Origin of the sequence: Streptomyces sp. NPDC097617, from assembly GCF_044761485.1 — a bacterium.
In the GTDB taxonomy this organism is placed as follows: Bacteria; Actinomycetota; Actinomycetes; order Streptomycetales; family Streptomycetaceae; genus Streptomyces.
On the sequence record NZ_JBIWCL010000004.1, the window covers coordinates 119,549 to 139,810 of the forward strand.

Here is a 20,262-nt window from a genome sequence, read left to right on the forward strand (position 1 = left end):
GTTGGCGGTGCGGCGCTGAGGCTTGGTCCCTGATCATGTTCGTGTGGTGGGGAACAGATCTCGTGCAGCGATCATCAGCAACCGGAGGATCACAGGACTTTCGGCCGATGTGATCGCCGAACTCGTCGCCGAGGTAGGTCCGTTATGGCACGAACGGCATCAGGCGAGACTGGCGTCCAGGCCGCGTGAGCGGGCCGTTGGCGCTGGCGCGAAGCACCGTCTGGTCTTCGTCGACCGGCTCCTTGCTACGCTCGTTCATCTTCGCCACGGTGTCACTCATGACGTGCTGGCCTGCTGGTTCGGCGTTGACCGCTCCACGATCACCCGGGCGATCGGCGAGGTGAGGCCCCTGCTCGCCACCCGTGGCTGCACTATCGCGGCCGGCGTCCGGCTCCGCACCCTCGCCGAGGTCATCGACCACCTCGGGACCAGCGGACAGACCGGGATCATCGACGGCACCGAGATCCGGGTCCGCAGGCCCGCCGTCGGCCGCAAGGACCGGGACAGGTTCATCTCCGGCAAGAACAAGCAGAACGCCGTCAAGGCCATGGTTCTCACCAACGCCGACGGCAGGCTCCTGTTCTGCAGTCCAGCTCAGCCGGCGAGCTGCGCCGATATCACCCACGCCCGACAGTTAGGCCTGGTCAAGCACCTGACCGACGGCCCGGCCGTGGAGATCCTTGCCCACGCCGGCTATCAGGGCCTGGGCGCCCAGACTGGTGGCCGTGTCGTGACGCCACCGCACCGCAAGTTCAAGAAGAACCCGCCGGACTGGTACGAGGAGATCTACGAGCGCCAGCGCAAGTCGCACTCTTCACGCCGGATCCGTGTCGAGCATGGCATCGCGCACCTCAAGAACTGGAGAGCGCTCGCCCGCCACCACGGCCGCCGCGAGCACATGAGCGACACCATCCAAGCCGTTGCCGGCCTGCTCTCACACCAGCAAACCGCCACCCGAGACACCCGCCAGGGACAGTGACCACCAGGCCGACCTGCACCTTTCGACTCGCCACCGCCAACCATGCACGAGCTCGTTAGTTACTGGCGCTGAGGTGCGGGAGCGGTTCGCAGGCCGCGGCCGTCGGTGAATGCGGGAGGTCGGCAGCCCTGACACCTTTTCAAGATTCTTGGAAGGGAGCGCGTTTACGGGAGGAAGCCCGGGTTAGACGCGTGGATACGGAAGTCAACACCTCGCGGGTGGGGTGCTTCCGGAGCGGGCCGCGCCGCATGCTGCTCCTCCCCCGGCGACATGCGGCAGGCTCCGCCCGCACGACGGGCTGCCGCCCGGATCCGTACGGCACCCGGACGCCCTGTGTCCCGGCCCCTCCCCGGCCGGGAACCGGGGACGCCCGGGAAACCCTCGGCGTCGACGCTCGTACCGCCGTCCCCGAGCAACGGATCCCGTCGGCAGCAGCCCGGCACAGTCTCACCGCACAGCCGCCATCGACCGAGCGCTTGGTCGGTTGTGGCTGTGCTGATGTCCTCTCAGGCGGGACCGCCGGAACCCGATCGACGCGAGGCGCCGGCCCGGCGGTGCGAGCAGGCCGTCCGGCCACCTCGACGGTGACCCGGTACCCGGCTGCGTCCTTGCCGGAAGCGCCCGGGCCCGGCTCGCTAGCATGCAAGGCATGGCCATCAAACTTGAGAACGTCGGCATCGCAGTTCGCGACCTCGAGGCAACGATCTCCTTTTTCACCGACCTCGGCCTCACCGTCATCGGCCGTGACACGGTCAGTGGCGAGTGGACCGACACCGCCGTCGGCCTGGATGGCAATCACGCAAAAATCGCGATGCTCCAGACGCCGGACGGTCACGGCCGCCTTGAACTCTTCGAGTACATCCACCCCGAAGCGATCGAGTCGGAGCCCACTCTCCCGAACGAAATCGGCATGCATCGCATCGCCTTCTCGGTCGACGACATCGACCAAGCCCTTGAGAGGGCCGCACAGCACGGATGCCTTCCGCTGCGCGGTGTGGCGACCTACGAGGACGTCTACAAGCTCACGTACCTCCGCGGCCCCAGCGGCATCCTTGTGATGCTCGCCCAGGAGCTGAAGAAGACTGACGCCTGATCGGGTCATTTGGCCTCGCGTCAACCGCACTGCGCAACCTGCCCCTGGATCACGCCGTGCAGCGCAGCGATCTTGTCGTGATCGAGGAGCGAATGCCGGGCTGGATGGAGGTGTGCCGAGGAGGATGAACGAGTCTGGTGAGCGACTCGACCCGCAGTGGCTGCGACGCTGGTGCGAGCAGACCTCCGCGGAGCTCGGGGCACTGACGTCGTCGTTTCGGACGACGCACGGTTTCCCCCCTGGCGATAACGCCGTCGTCCTCGCCACGGATGAGAGCCACAGGGGGACGGACGCACTCGTGGATCTGACGCCGATCCCCTCTGATCTGACGACCCTCTACTGGGTGGTTGGTGACGTTTCGTTGCCCGATGTTGAGCACGGATACTTCGTCCACCGTGCTTCGACGGTCGCCGAGCACTCCCGCGAATACGGATCGGTGCAGGTCGATGACGAGCCGCCTGCCCTCGTGTTTGCCAGTGATGGTGGTGGCCATCTGTTCGCAGTAGCGGGCAGTGGACAGGTCTGGAGGTCGACCAAGGCCTCCCGATTCGGTGAGTTCGAGGTCGCCGCGACCTCGCGGACCTGCTCCGCAGTGACGTAGCAGACGATGTACTCGTCATCGTCCCGGCAGGCCAGTAGACGCTCAGTGTCACGGCCGTCCAGGGCGAACCGAACTGCGCGATCCGCCACCACGTCCTCCGCCACTCCAAAGTTCAACTGGCGCGATTCAACCGTGCGTTCGACCGATGGGCGCGTCAGGCGGCTTCCAACGGGTGGTCTGTGGACCGGCTCCATCGACTTCTGAGCGCGTATCCTCCGGCCGGACAGGCCAACTACGGTGCTCCGCACCCTATTGGCGGGTTGATTCCGGTCCTTCCCACGCACGGTGAGGATTCGGGCCCTGGGTGTCTCCCCCAGGCCGCTCTTCGTGCCCCCGCCGGTTCCTGTGATCGTCAGTCGCGGAGGGGCTTGATGTGACGAGCCTCGGCTGCCTGGTCACGAACGTACGGGTCTGCGTCCGCTGCCAGCCGGTCGAGCACGGCCAAGGTTGCGAAGTCCGCGGGCTCCAGGGCGGAAAATCGCCCCGAGGCAATCGCGACCCACGCCCGGACACGAGGATCGTGGTCGTTCGCGAGCAGGCGGATCTTCCCCAGGGTTCTGGGATGCTGGAGGAATCCGAGGGAACCGAGGGCGGAGATTCGCACCTGCGGGGAGGGATCGTCCAGCAGGTTCAACAGCAGGTCGACGGCATCCGGCTCCGTCCCGTGACTGCCGAGCGTGCCCACGACTGCGCTGCGGATTCCTTCGTCCGAGTCCTGCGCAGCGTGGGCCAGCAGCTCCAGATCAGCGCGTTCGGGGACGAAGCCGAGCAGCCAGATCGCCGCCCTGCGAAGGTCCTCATCGTCGCCAACGGCGCACGGCAGGAGGATTTCGCGCGCGGCGGCCGGGTGCTCCTGCGCGAGTACATGGAGCGTCGTCGAGAGTGAGTCCTGGTCATCACCCAGATCGCGGGAGTAGGCCCGCAACAGGGCGGCCAGCGACGTGTGGCCGGCAGTCTCGGCCAGAATCCGGGCGAGCACATGACGGGCGTACCAGTCGCCCGCCTCCACGGCTGCCGCGAGATGGCCCTCCACGTGCGGAATCAGCTCCTGTCGGCGGGCGGCTACGAGCTCCTCCTCGATCTCAGCAAGGTCATCGAGGTCGCAGTCCGGGTCCGCGAGCCCGGCCGCCAGCTCATCAAGGCGCGGAGTGAGTTCGCCCGCTGCCCGTTGATCTTCCAATCCGTCCTCCTCGTGATGTTGCAGACCATACCGAGCCGCCCCCAGCGGGCCTCCGGCGAGGCCTCCCTGCTGCGGCGCGGGCGCACGGTACGGATACCCGGGCGCATGTCCCCCAAAAGGCCGGGCAGGAGGCGTGTCGGAGGTAATAACTATGGTTCCCCTGCTTCTTGTTCTTCTCCTCGTCCTTATCCTTTTCGCTGCCGGATTCGCACTGAAGCTCCTGTGGTGGGTCGCCATCGCCGTCCTGGTGCTGTGGCTCCTGGGGTTCGCGGCCCGGCCGAAGACCGGCAGCGGACGCTGGTACCGCTGGTAGACGCGATTCAGACGCGTTTCCGCGCCCACTCCGGACGGAAAATCCACATCCGGTGCGTGTGAGACGGAAATACGAGGGCAGTCGACTTCTGACGGTGTTGCACTTTTGCGGACCCACCCTAAAGGGCGCCGGGGAAGCAATACCGAAAATCAATGAAAGGTTGCTCGAATGACTGAGAACGTGTGGGGTTATCGCACAGGATCCGGCCGTCTGGCCGGGGCCGATCTGACGGGCTACAAGGTCGAGGCCACGGACGGCTCCATCGGCAAGGTCGACAAGCACTCCGACGAGGTCGGCTCCGCGTACCTCGTGGTCGACACCGGCCCGTGGATCTTCGGCAAGGAAGTTCTCCTGCCCGCCGGCACGATCATCCGTATCGACGCGGCCGACGAGAAGATCTATGTGGACCGGACGAAGGAGCAGGTCAAGAATGCTCCCGAGTTCCACAGCGACAAGCACCTCGGCGACGAGGACTACCACCGGCTGATCGGCGGGTACTACGGCGGCATGCCGCTCGCTTGACCGGCGGCACACCGACGTGAAGGGCCGGGGCGGCAACCAAACGGTTGCCGCCCCGGCCCGTTGCCGTCACCCGTAGCGGATGCCGGCCGGCGATGCCTCCCCGGTTCCGCAGCTTGTCGCCCAGAGGGGACCGCAGGCGGCGAACCGCCACGGCGCCCGATCGGTCGACCGAGGCCTTGACCACGGCGAAGATCGCACCCTGGATGGCTGCGGCGAGCAGGATCTGCGGCCAGCCGCGGTCCTCGTCCGTGGCGTCGGGAGCTTCGCCTTCGCCTTCGATGACCTTCCACGCCTGCTTGAACGCGGCGCCCGCGATCGCGCCGCTCACTGCGCCCAGGGCCAGTCCGACCGGCTTGTAGGCGATCTTGGCCGTGTTCATCGGCGGCGTCCGCGGCTGCGACGTACCAGCAGGACAACGACCACGGCAGCGCCGACGGCGAGCAGCGGTGCGCGGTTGGCGCGCGAGACTGGGCCTTGACGTCGGTCTTGCCGGCCAGCTGCTCCACGGTCTGCCCGAGCTCGTCACGGGTGCGCTCGATCTGCTCGCGCAGTTCCTCGTGAGAGTGAGAGTGAGAGGGAGAGCGAGGGTGAGCGGGGGAACCGGGGCTCGGGATGCCGATGTTGGTTCGGGCGTCGTCGTTCATCAAGGTGCCTCCCTTGTGTTCTGGGCCAGGTCGGCCTTCACGCTGTCGATGCCGCGAGGCGCGTGCGGTGTGGTCCAACGCACCGACGCGCCGCCATGACGGAACCTCCTCGTTGAGGTGTGCGTGTCTTCGTCACCGCGCGCATACCACTGGCGCGCCGGCACCGCCCGACACCCGCACCGTGAGCGGCAGGAGGACGGCGCCATGGCCGGGCTACAGCCAGCCGTTGCGCCGGAAGGTCCGGTAGAGGGCTCCCGATGCCAAGGCCACGAGGGCTACGAGGGCTACGGCGAGCGGGTACCCGTAGGCCCAGCCGAGTTCCGGCATGTGCTCGAAGTTCATCCCGTACACCCCGGCGACCATCGTGGGGATCGCGAAGATCGCGGCCCAGGCCGAGATCCGGCGCATATCGTCGTTCTGCCAAGTGCCCACTCGGGCCCGCTGGGCGCCCAGGACCGGGTCAAGCAGCTCGTCCAGGGTCCACACCTCGATGTCCGTGCGATGGAGGTGGTCAGCACCTTCGGTGTGGTCGACGCGCGAGGTCGAGAAGACCTGGTCCTCGAGCCGGTTGAGTGCGGCGTGCACTGTACGGACCGCATCCCTGTGGGAAGAGCATGATCTCGCCGGTCACCGCGGTCTCCTCCTCCACGTACCAGAGGGTCTTCAGCGCGACGGCCAGGACATCGGCGAACCGCTCCCGTTGTGGGCGCTGGTGCGCGTGGACCGCGTCCTCGACGGCCGGCGGGTGCAGTCCCAGGACCTCCGCAAGCTGTACGAGTTCCTCCTCGGAGGGCTCCGCCAGACGCACCCAGGCGAACTGGTCGTCGTCCAGGCCGCGCAGCCGCTCGGGGACCCTCTGGCACGTGTCGTCAGGAAGCTCGCACTCCACCAGCTCCGCCCGGCCCGATCCCTTGTCGTATATGACGCATTCCATCTCCCGCTCATGCTTCACGATCCCGCCGTCATGCGCGCGGCCTGGTCGGGGGCGACGGGTCCTCCCTCGCCGGGTCAGTTCTCCTGCGCCGGGTCAGTTCCCCACGCGGTGCGTGCCGAGCCGGCTGACCATCTCAGGGTCGCGGTGGTCGAAGAACACGGACGAGCCGGTGCCGAGTGCGGCGATCCCGGCCATCTCGCCGTCGCTGAGCTCGAAGTCGAAGACGTCGAAGTTCTGCGCCATCCGGCCGGGGTTGACCGACTTCGGGATCGTGACGATGCCGCGCTGGATCAGCCAGCGGAGCACGACCTGAGCCGCCGACTTGTCGTGCGCCCCGCCGATCTCGCTGAGGACGGGGTCGGTGAACAGGTTGTTCCTGCCTTCGGCGAAGCCGCCCCAGGACTGGTGCTGGACCCCGTGCTCCCGCATGAGGTCCTGGTCGGCGGTGCGCTGGAAGAACGGGTGGGTCTCGATCTGGTTGACCGCCGGGGTGACTTCGTTGTGGAGGATCAGGTCCAGGAGACGGTCCGGGTAGAAGTTGGCGACGCCGATCGCCTTGGCCAGGCCCTCGCGGTTGACGGCCTCCATGGCGCGCCACTGGCCGTAGACGTCGCCGAACGGCTGGTGCATCAGGTACAGGTCGAGGTGGTCCAGGCCCAGCTTGGTCAGGGACGTCTCGAAGGCGCGGCGGGTGTTGTCCTGGGCAGGGGCGTCCTGGACCCACAGCTTGGTGGTGACGAACAGTTCCTCGCGCGGGATGCCGCTGCTCGCGATGGCGCGGCCTACGGCCTCCTCGTTGCCGTAGGCGGCCGCGGTGTCGAGCAGCCGGTAGCCGGCGGCAAGGGCGTCGGTGACGGCCTGCTCGGTCTGATCGGCCGGGATCTGGTAGACGCCGAAGCCGAGGATCGGCATCTCGACGCCGTTGTTGAGGGTGACGCTCTGCATGGGTTCTCCCTTGTCGCTCGGATGTGCGGAAACCGGGCGAGAGTTCGACGTGCTGCATCCGCTCACTCCGCTCACTCCGCTCCGTCGCCTTCTCCGACGGTGTCCACACTGGACGCTGCCGGCGCGCTCACCCGCAGCGGCACGCGGGTGAGGGGACGAGATCCGTCTGCCGACCGGAGGCCGGCTGCCCGAGGATGTGGCCGCAGGCCGTCACGTACCCGTCCTCACGGGATTCCGCCGTCGCGGGCAGGACCCCACCTCGCTGCACGGTCACACCCTGCGCACTACGGTGGGCGGGTGACGCCGGGACGTGAGCGGGGGCGTCGGCATGCTCTCCGGGCGGCTGCCGCCGAGGATGTGCCCGTACGCCTCCCCCTCCCCGTCTGGAGTTCCGCATGCTGGAGCGCACGCTGCGCAAGGACCGCACCAAGGTCACCTTCGTCCTCCCGGCCGACGTCCCGCCCGGCCCGGTCAGCGTGGTGGGCGACTTCAACGACTGGCAGCCCGGCATCCACACCCTGAAGCCCCGCAAGGACGGCAAGCGCGCCGTGACCGTCGAACTGCCCAGCAAGAGCATCCACTCCTTCCGCTACCTGGCCGCCGGTGACTACTGGTTCAACGACGAAACCGCCGGTGACCAGGACGGCCCGAACAGCCTCATCCACACCTGAACCCCTGCCGTTCCCGCTGGCGGGTCGTGCGCGCCGGGCTCTCGTGAACGTCACGAGAGCCCGGCGCGCGCGTGTGTCCGGGGCGATGTCACCCGCACCTCCATGGAGCGGTCCGCCTTCCGCGGCTTCCGCTGCTTCCGCGGCTTCCGTGCCGCGGAGCCGGAGTGGTGTGGATCACGGCAACGTATCGGGCGCGGGCGGCAACTGAGGGGTGCAAGGTCACCGAGCGAAAGACCCCTACCCCATGACAGCTCCTGGACGCCACCGACTCACCCGCAGACGATTCACCGCCGCGGCGGTGGCCCTGACCGCGCTGGACGGCGCGGTCGCCTACACCCTGGCCTCCCCGGCCGAGCGTGCGAGCGCGGCCGGCGGTTGCGCACCGTACGAGTCGATCCAGATAGGCAAGTACTGGATCAACAACAACACGTGGGGCGCGAAGAACGGCAAGGGCTGGAGCTGCTCCTGGGACGCCTACACGTCGGGTTCCACCATATGAGGTGACGGCCACCACGGCCGCGGGCAACCCGCACGAGGTCGGGGGCACCTTCTGACCGACCCGCCACCCACTGCCGTCGACCCGGCCAGCGGCATGCCGGCAGGCCCCGCCGCGTCGTGCATCCCCTCGTCCGGGAGTCCGGGATCACGCCCTTTTCTTAGCATCAGAGGCCAACAATTCTCTTGGCCGCCACCAGGACGACTACAAAGGAGCCCATCGGACCGAACCCGGCACCGACAAGGGTGACGAACCCGCCGTCGGAATATGGCGAAGGTGGTGATTTGCATGCGTGAGTGCAAAAGAATCCTGGCGATTGCGGTCAGATTACTCGCGGGAAGTCCGAGACCTGGACCTGTCCCCCGATAGGCCGGCCGTGCTGATACCGATGCTGTTTTCTCCGGCGCTCGCCTCCGCCGACGAATATCGGTCCCTGACATCGACCATCCGGTCGAAAGCGGAAGATGCGCAGGGATTCTTCGGCGGAGCCGGGCGCAAGGAGGGCGAAATGCCCTACCTCCCCCTCCACGTCCAACTGCGCGGTCTGTTCATCGAGCTCTACATCGAGCTCCGCCCGCGCAATTCACGCCTACGGATCGCCGGCTTCCGGAACATCTTCGAGAATGGCCAGGCCCCGCCGGAAGCGTACCTCCGCCACGTGCGGGACTCGGTCGCACCGCCGGGCCTGCGCCGGGCGGAAGCCCTGCCGTTCGGCGGAGACCGCGCCGACCTCGAATCGGCCGCAGCTGTCCGGCGTTCGGGGATCCTGCTCGGGCGCCGACCGTTGAGCGACGCGATCATCCGGCTGCACCAGAACCGCGATCCGCGAAGCACCGCTCACGGATTGCTCGTGCTCTCGGAAATGCTCTGCGAGGCCGCCCGATACCCCGCACTGGCCGATGCGATGTCGCGAATCTGGATGACGGGAGGGCGACTCTAGCCCGCGGCAGCCAGCCTGCCGGACCCCCTCACCGATGGGGTCTGCTGGTTGCCGCCGAAGAAGCTGATGACATCAATTTCGCCGGGCGAAGTCCGCGAGTCGTTCCGCGAAAGCTTCGACGAGGCCGCGGAGTTCACCCGGGCGCTCCATGACGAAGGTGCGGTCCATCGAGGCGAGCGTGCGGAGCGGCTCGACTGGCTGCCTGCCGTACAGTTCGACTCGGCACCAGTGTTCCGCCTCCAGGGCCGCGCTGCCCGGGGGCGGCGGCAGTTCCGTCACGATGGCGACACTGGCGGGCAGCCGGGCGTGGACAGGGCGTCACCCTCGAATTCCTCGTCGACGACGTGGACGGCGTGTACGCGAACCTGCGCGGCTTCGTGGAGGACTTCGTCAACGAACCGACCACGATGCCCTGGGGGAACCGCGCCCTCCTGTTCCGCGACCTCGACGGCAACCTCGTCAATTTCTTCACCCCCGTCACGCCGGACGCCCTCGAGAAGTTCGCTCGCTGAACAGCACTGTGACGCCGGGCACTGCTTCTCCAGCAGTGCGTACGGCGCCGCCGAGGATCCAAGTGCGTCAGCCGGATCCCCCGGCGGCCCGACCGAGGGCCGCGTACCGCTCGAATGCCTCGCGGGCATCCGCAATGAACTCGGAGCTGCTGAGCATCCCTTGGAGTTCGGGCTCGGTCAGCCAGTCGAACCAAGCGACTTCCCCGGGGTCCGGCTGGACGGGCTCTGTGATCACGACTTCGTGGAGGCCGAGCCAGTAGGGGCTGATCGCACCGTCGCACAGGAACTTGAGCACGAAACGGGGATCCGCCCGGACCCCGAGCTCCTCCGCCAGCTCCCTGGCCGCGGCTCCCTCGTACGATTCGCCGACGTCGACCGCGCCGCCGAGCATCCAGTTGAACTGCCCCGGGAAGCGGGATGCGTTGTCCGGGCGACGGTGCACGAGGATCCGTCCGTCGGCGTCGCGGCACACGATCGTCGCGACGCGGTGCAGCCAACGCTCCCGAATCGCCTCTCCGCGCTCGACGACGGCCACCACACGGTCCTGCTCATCGACCCGCTCGACCAGTTCAACCATGGGACACACGATCGCAGGAGCCCCGCCCGGGCAGGGGTCAGTCGCCCGACTGCGGCGAGCGCTCGTACGGGGAGGGCACGGGGAAGTAGGCCTCCAGGAAGACCGCGACAACGTTCTGCTGCTGCGTCGCGGTCAGCCCGGCCCGGATGCCGTCCCCCGCTCCGTCCCGCGCTCCGTCCCGCGCTCCGTCTCCGGCCACGACGGGTCCGTCCTCGAGGGGTGCGTCCTCGTCGTCGGCGAGGCAGAAGGCGTCGTGGCCTCGCTCGGCGGCCAGCGGCGGCAGCGTCTCGACCACGTCGTGGCGCGCGGTGCTGATGTAGGTGTGCGCGAGGTGGCCCTCGACGGCGTGGCCCTCCGCGAGCGCGAGGTGGGAGGCGAGGGTGACGGGGGCCAGGTCGTCGGTGCTGCGGAAGACGGAGCGGGCGGTGGCGGCGAGCCGACCGGGCAGCAGCTCCTCGACGCGGGTGAAGAAGGAGCGGGTGAGGGGGTAGGGGGTGTGGGCGAGGATGTGCGGATAGGTGCGGCCGACGGCCTCCTCGACGGCCTGCCGGGTGACCTTCTGCGAAGAGGTGAACACGTCGTCGCCGGCCCGGCTGCCGGGGTCGACGGCACGCCAGTCGTGAAACACCTTGGGCAGTCCGGAGGACAGGAAGTAGTCCTGAGGGCGTTGGGGCCGGCCGAGGAAGATGTCGTCGTTGAAGTAGATGAAGTGCTCGGCCAGGCCGGCGATGCGGTGCAGCCGGCTCTCGATGGCGTGGGAGTTGAACACCTCGGGAGCGTCGGGGTCCGCCGACAGCTCGCGGTGGTCGACGACGGTGACGCGGGGATGGCAGGTGTCGAGCCAGTCGGGGGCCTGGTCGTCGGTGACCAGGAAGACGTGCCGGATCCAGGGTGCGTAGGCGGCGATGGAGCGCAGACAGTAACGGAGCTCGCCGCGGTCGCGGTACCGGTTGTCCGCGAGGTCGATCCCCGTGCGGCGGGCGGTGCCGACGTCCGCTGCGTGCGCGGCCCGGTCCCTGCGCCGGCGCCAGGCGGGGTCTGCGGCGTCCACCCAGGTGATCACCGCGTCGACCGGGAATTCGATGTCGTCCGGGAAGCGGCCCGAGAAGCAGTCGACGACGGGGTAGTCCCGGTCTCCGATGCGGCGGGTGGCCGAGGCCGTCAGGGACGGTACCCACCAGCCGTACGGGGTCTCGCGCAGCGTGGCGAGGGCGCCCTCGCCGGAGTCCGGGGCCTCCCAGAACTCCAGGTCGCAGCCGGTCTCGGGACCGTAGGTCAGGGTCCGGCCGGAGGTGACGACCGGGTGGTGGAGGCGTACGGACCGGACGCGGGCGGGTTGCGCGGGCTCACCGGCCTGCCGGTCGCCGTCACCCGGGACCGCTTCGGCGGCGTCGACCGCTGCCGGGAGGTCCTCCGCCAGTACGTCGCCGGCCGAGCCGTCGCGGGCCTCACCGTCGGCGGTGGTGAGGCGGGCGTAGAGCGGGAGCCCGGCGAAGGCGGCGGCGCAGGCCTTCAGCGCGGCGGCCCGGTCGCCCGGGGCGATGGCCACCCGGTGCGTGAGCCGGCCGTCGGGGACGAGCCCGTAGGGGACGGCAGCGGCTTCCAGGGCCTCGGCGAGCGAGCGGAGGTTGGCGTCACGGGCATCGGCGGGGAGCAGATCGTCCCGTACCACGGCGAGACGCCCGCGGTGGCGGACCAGGCCCGGCACGGTCGCCAGCAGCTCGTCCTCGCGGTCGGCGGCCCGGCTGCGCCGCGGCGGCGGCCCGCCGTCCGTGTGTTCCGGCCCGGCGGGGCCCGGTTGGCGCGGGATGCCGTTGCGGCGACGCACTGTCCGGGCGAGCCTGCGCAGCCCGGCCGGAAGGGGCAGACGGCGAATTCCCTGCATGTACGTCCTCGGTGTGCGCAAGAGCATGATGGATCCCTTGTTCAGCGATACGTTTCCTTTCGTTCACGTTTCATGCAAGGGTCCGGAGTCCTCCCGCGTCCGAATCACAGGGACTTCTCATGCGCGGCGCCGGCTCGGGCGGGCGCCGCCCGGCGCGGACTCGAACGACCTCACCGGGATCGGCCGTGGGTGGCGGCGGATGTGGTGCCGTTGCACCTCGTGTCAGTGACCCGCCGCGTGCGCGACGTGCGGGACACCTGGATGACGTGGCGCTTTCCCGCCGGACGAACGGTGGGGAACCTGAACGGCCTGATCGACCCGGGCAAGGTCTTCGACCTCGCCCTGCCCCTGGACCGGGTCGCCGAGGGGTACCGGGCCATGGACGAGCGCCGCGCCATCAAGACCCTCCTCGCGCCCTGACCGGCGCGCGACCGGCCGACCGGTGGTGACGGTCGGCCGGATCGCGCACGGGGGTGACAGCCGGTCGCGGCACCATCGGCGCGGGCGCTCGTGGTCGCGCCCTTGTGGATGCCGCCTCCGCCCGCACCACGGCCGCTACTGGGGTGACCGTGCGGGTCAGGTGAGGGCCTGGACGGCGCAGGGAGTGCCGATGGCGGTCGCTGCGGCCGTTCCCTGCGGGCCGGGCGCACTTGTGCGCCGGCACAGCCCCGGCCGCGAAGCCCACCGGGCTCGAGACCGGTTCACCAGGCAGCCGTTCCGTATGTCACCGGCCCGGTATCGGCGCACTGCCGCAGCGGACTCGCTCCCCGCCTCGCTCCCCGCCTCGGCCTTGACCGAAGCCGCGCGCCAGGCGCAGACTCAGCTTGCTGATCTTCGCCACGGGGGGCCAATGAACGGCTTGATCGTTTTCTACCTCAACCGCCGCCGCCACTGACCACGGGCATACGCAGCGTCGGGGTGCGGCGCGTCATCCGCCCGCGGCGTCCTCGGCCTCCCAGCGCAGCAGGTCGCCCGGCTGGCACTCGAGCACCTCGCAGAGCGTGGCGAGCGTCGCGAAGCGCACCGCCTTGGCGCGGCCGTTCTTGAGTACCGCCAGGTTGGCGGGCGTGATCCCCACGCGGTCCGCGAGCTCGCCCACGGACATCTTGCGCCTGGCCAGCATCACGTCGATGTCGACAGCGATCGGCATCAGATGACCTCGTCCAACTCGGCCTGCATCTGGGCGGCTTCGACGTCGCGCGCGACAGCCTGCGCGAGCAGCATCCGCAGCACGAGCACGATGAGCGCAACGCCCAGGATGGCCACGCCGACCCCGCCCATGATGACGGTGACGCCCGGGTCCTCCCGCTGGCCCGGTGCGTTGAGGACCGTGACGGCGAACCACAGGAGGGCGATCGCCACGATCGCGCCGATCACGACGTCCACGTACCGGAAGGCGGTGCGGGAGAACACGGTTCCGCGCCGCACCATCGTCACCAGCTGCCATACGCAGACGAGGGCGGCCTGGGCCGACAGCATGCCCAGGATCACGATCACACGCAGCGGGGTCAGCGGAAGCGACCCGTCCTCCTGATCATTGCCGCTGATCAACGTCCACACCATGCCCGCCTGCACGAACACGGTGCCGACGAGCACCACCGCGAGCACGGCACGCAACGCATGCACTGCCACTTTTCCCATGACCCACCCCTCCATCGATTTACGATGTAAATCTATCGATTTTCGATAGATGATGCGCGGGGGGCGGGGATACGAGCGGGCAGGCGGCCGCTCATGGACGGGAGGCGGTCGACAGGTCGCCCGCACAGCGGTTTCGTCCTGTTCATCTCAATCCACTAACTCCCCGGCGGCCGCCTCACCGCTGTATGTATCTTGATCGCCGTTCTAAGTGATCCCGCACCTCAGGAGTCCCGAAATGGCGATGCAGCGGACCAGCACCAAGGCACACTTCAAGAAGAGATTCACGGGCGTTCTCGCCGCCGTCTCCACGGTCCTCCTGATCGCCGCATGCGACCCGAGCGCCACCGGCACCACCACCAGCACCCCGAGCGCGAGCGTCACGGCCGGCGCCACCTCTTCGACGACGCCGGCCTCCCGGACTCCGAGCCCCAGCAGCACCCCGAGCACCGCCCCCACCTCGGCCTCGCCGACTCCCCCGCCCACCACCGACGCTCCCGCCGCCAAGTCCGCAGCGCCGGCCCCGGCCGCCACGAAGCCCGCGCCCGCGCCTCCCGCCCCGACGCGCACGCGTACCCAGGCCCCCGCTCCCGAGCCGACCAAGGCCAGCACCGGTTGCTACCCGCGCTCCAACGCCGGGAACTGCTACAAGGCCGGCCAGATATGCAGGAAGGCCGACATCGGAACCTCCGGCCGGGACGCCAACGGCCGCGCGATCCACTGCCGCGTCGACAGCAGCGTCGGGCAGCGCTGGGGCTACTGACCCGATCCCGCGCGAACCTGCGGCCGCGCGAACCCCCGGCCGCGCGCACCGGGACGCAGAGCCAGGGCGCCCGCGACGAAAACGTCCCGGGCGCCCGCCGAACAGCGGCGCCGACGACACGAGCACGATCAGGACGAGCACCGTCACCGCCCTCACCGAGGTGTCGAAGCACAGGTAGCCGTAGCTCATCGCCTGGTTGCCGACGCCTCCACCGCCTACCGTGCCGAGCACCGCGCCGAAGCTCCCCCGGACGGCTGTACCGTCCGGGCCACCTGGGTGACCGTCAGCACCGGTTGGCCCATACCGGACCGGCGTGGCGACCGCGCCGTGATGAGCGCCCGTCGAGTGTGGGTGGATCGTCCGCAACTCGCTGCAGGGCGCCTTCGCCGGGAGTGTCAGTCATGCACCGTTTCATCCCCGCACTGCCAGCCGCTGTCGTACTGACCGGGGCCCTCGCCGTCCCCGCGACCGCCGCGGCGGCCGACCCGAGGCCGATCACTTCCCCGTACGTCCAGGCCGCCGCGGACGTCTCCGCATCCGGCGCACTGCGGCGAGCGAAGAACATCGACTGGGTACGTCATGTCAACACCGGCCGGTACTGCGTGAATGTCAGCGAACAGGTCAACCTGGCATTCAGCGTCGTCTCCGTCGAGCTGCCCAACTCCAACCGCCGCAGCTTCAGCACCACGCCCAACGGCGTTTGCGGCCCGGACGCCGTCACGGTCTACACGTACGACCTCAGGGGCAACTACGCGGACAACCCGTTCACGGTCGTCGTGTTCTGACCCCGTGTCCCGGCGTGGGGCTCCACGGGCCGGGGCCCCCGAACCGAATGCCATCGACCTCGCCGCGGAGCAGGTGCACGCGAGCGAGGTCGATGGCCGCAGGCCGCGGCGGAGCGGGCGGGCGGGCGGGCGGGCGATCCGGGCCCGCGTCGTGGCCGTAGCCGTGGCCACAGCCATCGCGCTGTCGGATCAGATGACGCCCTGCGCCAGCATCGCGTCCGCGACCCGCTCGAAGCCGGCGATGTTCGCGCCGGTGACGTAGTCCCCCGGGGCGCCGTACCGCTCGGCGGTCTCGTGCGCGACGGCGTGGATCGAGCGCATGATGGCGGCGAGTTCGTCCTCCACCCGCTGCGCGCTCCAGGCCACCCGCCCGGCGTTCTGGCTCATCTCGAGGGCGCTGACCGCCACCCCGCCCGCGTTGGCTGCCTTGCCGGGCCCGAACGCGACCCCGGCCTCCTGCAGAATCCGTACCGCCTCGGGAGTGGTCGGCATGTTGGCGCCCTCGGAAACCGCCTTGACCCCGCCGGCAACGAGCGTACGGGCGTCCTGCGCGTCCAGCTCGTTCTGCGTGGCGGAGGGGAAGGCGATGTCCGCCGGCACCTCCCAGACCCGCCCACCCGGCACGAACCGCGCCGAGGATCCGCGCCGCACCGCGTACTCGCTCACGCGCCCCCGCTCGACCTCCTTGACCTGCTTGAGCAGTGCGAGGTCGATGCCCTTGTCGTCGACGACGTAGCCCTGGGAGTCCGAGCAGGTCAGCGGGTTCGCGCCGAGCTGCTGGAGCTTCTCGATCGTGTACAGCGCGACGTTGCCGGAGCCGGAGACCACCGCCGTCAGGCCGTCCAGCGACTCGCCCCGGACCTTCAGCATCTCGGCGGCGAACAGCACGGCGCCGTAGCCGGTCGCCTGCGGCCGGATCGCGGAGCCGCCCCAGCCCTGCCCCTTGCCGGTCAGGACGCCGGCCTCCCAGCGGTTGGTGATGCGCCGGTACTGGCCGAAGAGGTAGCCGATCTCGCGGCCACCGACACCGATGTCCCCGGCGGGCACGTCGGTGTGCTCTCCGATGTGCCGGTGCAGCTCGGTCATGAAGGACTGGCAGAACCGCATGACCTCGGCGTCCGACCGGCCGTGCGGGTCGAAGTCGCTGCCGCCCTTGCCACCGCCGATCCCGAGGCCGGTCAGGGCGTTCTTGAAGATCTGCTCGAAGCCGAGGAACTTCACCACACCGATGTCCACCGACGGGTGGAAGCGCAGGCCGCCCTTGTACGGGCCGAGCGCACTGTTGAACTCGACGCGGTAGCCGCGGTTGACGTGGACCCGCCCCCTGTCGTCCTGCCACGGGACGCGGAACAGGATCTGCCGCTCGGGCTCGGTGAGCCGCTCCACCAGGGCCACGGCCGGGTCGGCGTACTCGGGCCGGGCGGTGAAGACGGGGGCCAGGGTCTCGAGGACCTCCCGTACCGCCTGGTGGAACTCGGGCTGCGCGGGATTGCGGCGCTCGATCTCGGCCCGCAGTGCTTCCAGCCTGTCCTTCGAGTCCTTCACGTGTGTCCCTCCAGGGAGTGCGCAGTGCGCAGACGACGGCAGGTCCATGGTGTCCGCGGGGCCGCGAGTACCGGTCGATTCCGAGTGCAGCGCGCCATGAACGCACGTTTTCGGAAAAGTTTTTCCGGAACCGGGCCCCTTTCTGGAGGCTACCCCGCACGGCGCCGCTCTGGGAAAGCCTTCTGCCCTGCGGACAAAAATCGTCAGCCACACGGAGGTGCGCCCACTGCCGTGAGCGATGCACGGGCCGCTCCATCGGGTGCGGTCAGCGCCGATCGCCGGTGCCTCGGCCCGGGCCCTCAGCAGCGAGCGGCCCGTACCAACGACTCAGCCTCCGTCTTCGAGCGGGCGTAGCAGTTGAGCGGAGCGCTGGGAGCCGACTCGAGCACCGGGAGGTGTACGGCCTGGCCGTACACCTCCCGGCTGCTTCCGAACAGCACCCACGGTGACGTTCCCACTGCCTTCGCCGCCGCGGTCAGCACGTTGCGGGTGCCGTTGATGTTGACGCGTCGGCAGTGGGCAGGGTCCCGCTCGCCCCAAACGACCCGTGATACACCGGCCAGGTGCACGATGCCCGAGCATCCCACCATGGCGTGAGCCAGTGCGTGCGGATCGGTGACATCCTGGCGGCGATCAGCCGCTATGTCGTAGTGCACGGGCTCGTGACCGTCCCGCGCCAAGGCTCTTACCAGCGCCGATCCGATGAGGCCTCTGCTTCCGGTAACGAGTATCCGTCCCATTCTTCCGGCGCTCCTCTCTCGTGGTGCAGGTCGACCACTCTGCGGGGCAGGGTGTGGGCTTCGGCTCCTCCCGGCTCAGTTCCGTGCCGGCTCCGACAGGGCTGCCCGGAGGTAGCGCCGCGAGTGGTGCCGTAGGCGGTCCAGTGCGCGATTGACCGGGGCGTAGTCGATGTCGTGCGGGGGCAGTTCGCGGCTCCCGTCCGTGACAAACCGCTCGGACAGCCCCAGTGATGTCAGGAAGTCTTCGGCCCGTGAGGCGAAGAGCGGTGGGGCGAGGGACACGAACGGCTTGTTGAAATTCACCGAAAAGGTCGTTCCGTGAAAGGAGCTGGTGACCACGTAGTCAGCCTCGCGGAAGAGACCGAGAAACTGCTGCGGTGTCGTGGAGTAGGACGTCCGATCGGCTCCCTGAATTCTCCTTCGGCGACCGCCGAAAGTGACCGACGGCCGTTGTCCGTGAGTCCGCCCTCCTCCGACACCGCCTCACCGTGCCGGGCCAAGTAGAGGCACCGGGTAGCTGTGCCCGTCATTGCGCACTCCTCCGCGCTCACTGGTGATCTTGTGTTTCGACAGACGCCATCTCCCCGGCACCGGTTCCCGCTCCCCATCGAGGGGACGACCCCGCCACCGCGCAGCGACCGGAGGATCTCGCCTGCGGCACCGAGACTCTCCGGTACGAGCAGGATCTCGCCGCCTCGGCGGATGATGCCGATGGCCAACTGCGCCCGGGGTTCGCAAGCCCTCGCACTCTCTACCGTCATGCCACAGACCGCATGTGACGGTCAGTCGGCTGGTGGCCGGGCACGCCCCGCGGCAGGAGGCCACCGTGACGTCAGGCAGCCGTACCGCCCGGTGCGCGCAAAGTCCGGCGGACCGCGTCGCGGAGCCAGTGGTGGCCTCCGTCGGCGGCGTGGCGAGGGTGCCACGCCATGCCGATGGTCAGCGGCGGCAGGGGCAGGGGGATGTCGAGGAGGCGAAGGCCCAGGGTGGTGGCGGTGTCGGTGAGCGGGGAGGGGGCACTGCCGGGGAGTGCGGTCGGGATGAGGCAGACGAAGTCACTGCGCGCAGCGAGAACCATCGCGGCCATGTGACTGGGGAGGACGACGGCGACTCGCCGACTGAGGTTCCGCTCGGCCAGCGCGGCGTCCAGAGGGCCGGTGAACCGGCCGCGGCGGCTCACCACCACATGATCTGAGGCAGCGAGCCGCTCCGGGGTCAGGGTCCCGTCGGTGAGGGGGTGGCCGGGCCGGACCGCCGCCGCCATCCGCAGGGTGGCCAGCTCCTCGATCCGGGTCTCGGGGTCCACGGGCCTACTGCGGCTTCACCCGGCCCGCCGCGAAGGTTCTCGTCGCCCACGGCATCGGCCACGTCGTCGGAGTCTCCGCGCTGGGCCGCGGCACCCCGGTCGCCCACCGCGCCGGACTCGTCACCGCTTCCCTCGCCATGGACGACCTCATCGCCGGCACCGGCGTGGCCCACCGCGCCCTGGCCTGCCCGTCCTTCTTCGAGAACCTTCTCGAGGACGTGGACACCATTCGGGAGACTGGCGTCTTCACCGACGCCATCGAGGCCGACTGCAAGGCCCCCCGCGCCGCCGTCGCCGATATCGCGGCCGTCGCCGCCGACCTCCTCCTGAACCGCTCATGGTCCGGCCACGACAGCGTTCCCGTCCTCGGACCCCAGGACCTCTCCCCCGACGACCTGGCGCGCATCATGACCGAACAACTCGGCCGCCCCGTCCGCTACGAGCGCCAGCCGCTCGACGCACTGCACACCGACCTCCTCGGATACCGCCTCAACGAGGCCTTCGCCCAGGGAATCGTCGACATGAAGAGGGCCAAGAACGAGGGCCTCGACGCAGGGGTCACCCGCACCCCGGCCACCGGCTCCCCCACCACCTTCCAGCACTGGTGCGCCCAGACCCTGATGCCCGCCGTCCGCTCGGAAGGTGCCCGTCATGCCCACTGAGAAGACCGCCCCGCCGGTCACCGCGTTCATGCTCATCAAGACCACGCCCGAGTGGCTCGCCATGACTCCCCAGGAGCGCATGAACGCTTTCACCACTCAGGTCGTCCCCGCGATCAAGGCCAGGACCACCGGCGTCCGCTCACGCTTCTACGACACGGAGTTCTACTCCACCCGCGTCACCGACGTCTGGGTCTGGGAAGCCGACGACCACGACGCCTACCAGCTCCTCATCGACGCACTGCGCGAAACCCCTTTCTGGGACCGCTACTTCACCGTCGTCGACCTCCTCGTCGGCACGGAGAACGGCTACGCCCGCACCTACGGCGTCGAGGCCGTCACCAGTATCGCCACCTGACACACCACCAGCCGCCCTACGATGCCGGCCGCCCCCGGGCCCCACGGGCCCGGGGCACCGGCGCGCAGGGCGGCGGGCATCCTTGCGTCACGTCCACCCGCAACCGCCGCTCGGTCTGAGAGACCATCTCGACTGGCTTGATCGTTGGTCTCATCGTCGTACTGACGATGGTGGAG

At 69.3% G+C, this 20,262-nt stretch carries 23 protein-coding genes and 6 pseudogenes; 14 read left to right on the forward strand and 15 right to left on the reverse strand.

Annotated elements, in window-relative coordinates; translation table 11 throughout:
• Window positions 1-43: 43 nt before the first annotated feature.
• The 3 genes from ACIQZO_RS09255 (at window position 44) to ACIQZO_RS09265 (ending at window position 2,673) form a co-directional block, all read left to right on the forward strand.
• Complete coding sequence (locus tag ACIQZO_RS09255; RefSeq protein ID WP_403622447.1) at window positions 44-979, forward strand: transposase family protein; 936 nt, start codon at window positions 44-46, stop codon at window positions 977-979.
• 649 nt (window positions 980-1,628) lie between these two features.
• The gene (locus ACIQZO_RS09260) at window positions 1,629-2,072 is read left to right on the forward strand and encodes a VOC family protein (RefSeq protein WP_403622450.1); all 444 of its coding nucleotides are present in this window, start codon (window positions 1,629-1,631) and stop codon (window positions 2,070-2,072) included.
• Between the two features lie 124 nt (window positions 2,073-2,196).
• A complete protein-coding gene (locus tag ACIQZO_RS09265; protein WP_403622453.1) occupies window positions 2,197-2,673 on the forward strand; it encodes a hypothetical protein in 477 nt (158 codons plus the stop codon).
• A 352-nt stretch (window positions 2,674-3,025) separates the two neighbouring features.
• Here ACIQZO_RS09265 and ACIQZO_RS09270 read toward each other — a convergent pair whose 3' ends face one another.
• A complete protein-coding gene (locus ACIQZO_RS09270) occupies window positions 3,026-3,853 on the reverse strand; it encodes a HEAT repeat domain-containing protein (RefSeq protein WP_403622456.1) in 828 nt (275 codons plus the stop codon).
• Window positions 3,854-4,004: 151 nt separating this feature from the next.
• Between ACIQZO_RS09270 and ACIQZO_RS09275 the strand changes: the two genes are divergently transcribed.
• Together ACIQZO_RS09275 and ACIQZO_RS09280 are read left to right on the forward strand one after the other, a co-directional pair.
• On the forward strand, window positions 4,005-4,166 hold the full coding sequence (locus ACIQZO_RS09275) for a hydrophobic protein (RefSeq protein ID WP_403622459.1): 162 nt from the start codon (window positions 4,005-4,007) through the stop codon (window positions 4,164-4,166).
• Between the two features lie 168 nt (window positions 4,167-4,334).
• Complete coding sequence (locus ACIQZO_RS09280) at window positions 4,335-4,688, forward strand: PRC-barrel domain-containing protein (protein ID WP_403622462.1); 354 nt, start codon at window positions 4,335-4,337, stop codon at window positions 4,686-4,688.
• Between the two features lie 133 nt (window positions 4,689-4,821).
• Here ACIQZO_RS09280 and ACIQZO_RS09285 read toward each other — a convergent pair.
• The 5 genes and pseudogenes from ACIQZO_RS09285 to ACIQZO_RS09305 form a co-directional block, all read right to left on the reverse strand.
• Window positions 4,822-5,067, reverse strand: a pseudogene (locus ACIQZO_RS09285) (DUF4235 domain-containing protein); the annotation flags it as partial.
• Window positions 5,068-5,161: 94 nt separating this feature from the next.
• Window positions 5,162-5,332: pseudogene (locus ACIQZO_RS09290) on the reverse strand (DUF3618 domain-containing protein); the annotation flags it as partial.
• Between the two features lie 213 nt (window positions 5,333-5,545).
• Complete coding sequence (locus ACIQZO_RS09295; protein ID WP_403622465.1) at window positions 5,546-5,917, reverse strand: CorA family divalent cation transporter; 372 nt, start codon at window positions 5,915-5,917, stop codon at window positions 5,546-5,548.
• The gene (locus tag ACIQZO_RS09300) at window positions 5,844-6,266 is read right to left on the reverse strand and encodes a hypothetical protein (protein ID WP_403622468.1); all 423 of its coding nucleotides are present in this window, start codon (window positions 6,264-6,266) and stop codon (window positions 5,844-5,846) included. Before ACIQZO_RS09300 ends, ACIQZO_RS09295 begins: the two co-directional genes overlap by 74 nt.
• Before the next feature lie 93 nt (window positions 6,267-6,359).
• Window positions 6,360-7,211: an aldo/keto reductase gene (locus tag ACIQZO_RS09305; protein ID WP_403622471.1), complete on the reverse strand. Its 852-nt coding sequence runs from the start codon at window positions 7,209-7,211 to the stop codon at window positions 6,360-6,362.
• A 395-nt stretch (window positions 7,212-7,606) separates the two neighbouring features.
• On the opposite strand from ACIQZO_RS09305, the gene ACIQZO_RS09310 reads away from it, so the two are divergent.
• The 3 genes from ACIQZO_RS09310 to ACIQZO_RS09320 all read left to right on the forward strand — a co-directional run bounded on the left by ACIQZO_RS09310 (window position 7,607) and on the right by ACIQZO_RS09320 (window position 9,318).
• Window positions 7,607-7,882 carry an isoamylase early set domain-containing protein gene (locus tag ACIQZO_RS09310; protein ID WP_403622474.1) on the forward strand — a complete coding sequence of 92 codons (276 nt, stop codon included), beginning with the start codon at window positions 7,607-7,609 and terminating at the stop codon, window positions 7,880-7,882.
• 244 nt (window positions 7,883-8,126) lie between these two features.
• Window positions 8,127-8,381 carry a hypothetical protein gene (locus ACIQZO_RS09315; protein ID WP_403622477.1) on the forward strand — a complete coding sequence of 85 codons (255 nt, stop codon included), beginning with the start codon at window positions 8,127-8,129 and terminating at the stop codon, window positions 8,379-8,381.
• Between the two features lie 373 nt (window positions 8,382-8,754).
• Window positions 8,755-9,318: a ribosome-inactivating family protein gene (locus tag ACIQZO_RS09320; RefSeq protein WP_403622481.1), complete on the forward strand. Its 564-nt coding sequence runs from the start codon at window positions 8,755-8,757 to the stop codon at window positions 9,316-9,318.
• A 72-nt stretch (window positions 9,319-9,390) separates the two neighbouring features.
• Here the strand turns inward: ACIQZO_RS09320 and ACIQZO_RS09325 are convergent, their stop codons facing one another.
• The gene (locus tag ACIQZO_RS09325) at window positions 9,391-9,597 is read right to left on the reverse strand and encodes a hypothetical protein (protein WP_403622484.1); all 207 of its coding nucleotides are present in this window, start codon (window positions 9,595-9,597) and stop codon (window positions 9,391-9,393) included.
• 38 nt (window positions 9,598-9,635) lie between these two features.
• On the opposite strand from ACIQZO_RS09325, the pseudogene ACIQZO_RS09330 reads away from it, so the two are divergent.
• Window positions 9,636-9,830, forward strand: a pseudogene (locus tag ACIQZO_RS09330) (VOC family protein); the annotation flags it as partial.
• Between the two features lie 67 nt (window positions 9,831-9,897).
• Here the strand turns inward: ACIQZO_RS09330 and ACIQZO_RS09335 are convergent.
• Together ACIQZO_RS09335 and ACIQZO_RS09340 are read right to left on the reverse strand one after the other, a co-directional pair.
• A complete protein-coding gene (locus tag ACIQZO_RS09335; RefSeq protein ID WP_403622487.1) occupies window positions 9,898-10,407 on the reverse strand; it encodes an NUDIX hydrolase in 510 nt (169 codons plus the stop codon).
• A 37-nt stretch (window positions 10,408-10,444) separates the two neighbouring features.
• Window positions 10,445-12,319 carry a Stealth CR1 domain-containing protein gene (locus tag ACIQZO_RS09340; protein ID WP_403622490.1) on the reverse strand — a complete coding sequence of 625 codons (1,875 nt, stop codon included), beginning with the start codon at window positions 12,317-12,319 and terminating at the stop codon, window positions 10,445-10,447.
• Between the two features lie 273 nt (window positions 12,320-12,592).
• Here ACIQZO_RS09340 and ACIQZO_RS09345 point away from each other — a divergent pair.
• Window positions 12,593-12,712, forward strand: a pseudogene (locus ACIQZO_RS09345) (IMP dehydrogenase); the annotation flags it as partial.
• A gap of 508 nt (window positions 12,713-13,220) precedes the next feature.
• On the opposite strand, the gene ACIQZO_RS09350 reads toward ACIQZO_RS09345, so the two are convergent.
• Together ACIQZO_RS09350 and ACIQZO_RS09355 are read right to left on the reverse strand one after the other, a co-directional pair.
• On the reverse strand, window positions 13,221-13,442 hold the full coding sequence (locus tag ACIQZO_RS09350) for a helix-turn-helix domain-containing protein (protein WP_403622493.1): 222 nt from the start codon (window positions 13,440-13,442) through the stop codon (window positions 13,221-13,223).
• Entirely contained in the window at window positions 13,442-13,933 is a 492-nt protein-coding gene (locus ACIQZO_RS09355; RefSeq protein ID WP_403622496.1) for a DUF2975 domain-containing protein, read from the reverse strand. Before ACIQZO_RS09355 ends, ACIQZO_RS09350 begins: the two co-directional genes overlap by 1 nt.
• Window positions 13,934-14,168: 235 nt before the next feature.
• Between ACIQZO_RS09355 and ACIQZO_RS09360 the strand changes: the two genes are divergently transcribed.
• The gene (locus ACIQZO_RS09360; RefSeq protein WP_403622499.1) at window positions 14,169-14,693 is read left to right on the forward strand and encodes a hypothetical protein; all 525 of its coding nucleotides are present in this window, start codon (window positions 14,169-14,171) and stop codon (window positions 14,691-14,693) included.
• Window positions 14,694-15,094: 401 nt separating this feature from the next.
• Window positions 15,095-15,478 carry a hypothetical protein gene (locus ACIQZO_RS09365; RefSeq protein ID WP_403622502.1) on the forward strand — a complete coding sequence of 128 codons (384 nt, stop codon included), beginning with the start codon at window positions 15,095-15,097 and terminating at the stop codon, window positions 15,476-15,478.
• Between the two features lie 189 nt (window positions 15,479-15,667).
• On the opposite strand, the gene gdhA is transcribed toward ACIQZO_RS09365, so the two are convergent.
• From gdhA to ACIQZO_RS09385, 4 genes and pseudogenes are all read right to left on the reverse strand, one after another.
• A complete protein-coding gene (gdhA, locus tag ACIQZO_RS09370; RefSeq protein ID WP_403622505.1) occupies window positions 15,668-17,023 on the reverse strand; it encodes an NADP-specific glutamate dehydrogenase in 1,356 nt (451 codons plus the stop codon).
• Window positions 17,024-17,322: 299 nt separating this feature from the next.
• Window positions 17,323-17,763 (reverse strand): NAD-dependent epimerase/dehydratase family protein, encoded by a 441-nt coding sequence (locus tag ACIQZO_RS09375; RefSeq protein ID WP_403622507.1) that lies wholly within the window; start codon window positions 17,761-17,763, stop codon window positions 17,323-17,325.
• Between the two features lie 75 nt (window positions 17,764-17,838).
• The gene (locus ACIQZO_RS09380) at window positions 17,839-18,177 is read right to left on the reverse strand and encodes a polysaccharide pyruvyl transferase family protein (protein ID WP_403623364.1); all 339 of its coding nucleotides are present in this window, start codon (window positions 18,175-18,177) and stop codon (window positions 17,839-17,841) included.
• Between the two features lie 418 nt (window positions 18,178-18,595).
• Window positions 18,596-19,069 (reverse strand): annotated as a pseudogene (locus tag ACIQZO_RS09385) (LysR substrate-binding domain-containing protein); the annotation flags it as partial.
• A 2-nt stretch (window positions 19,070-19,071) separates the two neighbouring features.
• Here ACIQZO_RS09385 and ACIQZO_RS09390 point away from each other — a divergent pair.
• Window positions 19,072-19,731: pseudogene (locus ACIQZO_RS09390) on the forward strand (NmrA family transcriptional regulator); the annotation flags it as partial.
• A complete protein-coding gene (locus tag ACIQZO_RS09395) occupies window positions 19,721-20,086 on the forward strand; it encodes a darcynin family protein (protein ID WP_403622510.1) in 366 nt (121 codons plus the stop codon). The pseudogene ACIQZO_RS09390 and the gene ACIQZO_RS09395, both read left to right, overlap by 11 nt.
• Window positions 20,087-20,262: the final 176 nt, after the last annotated feature.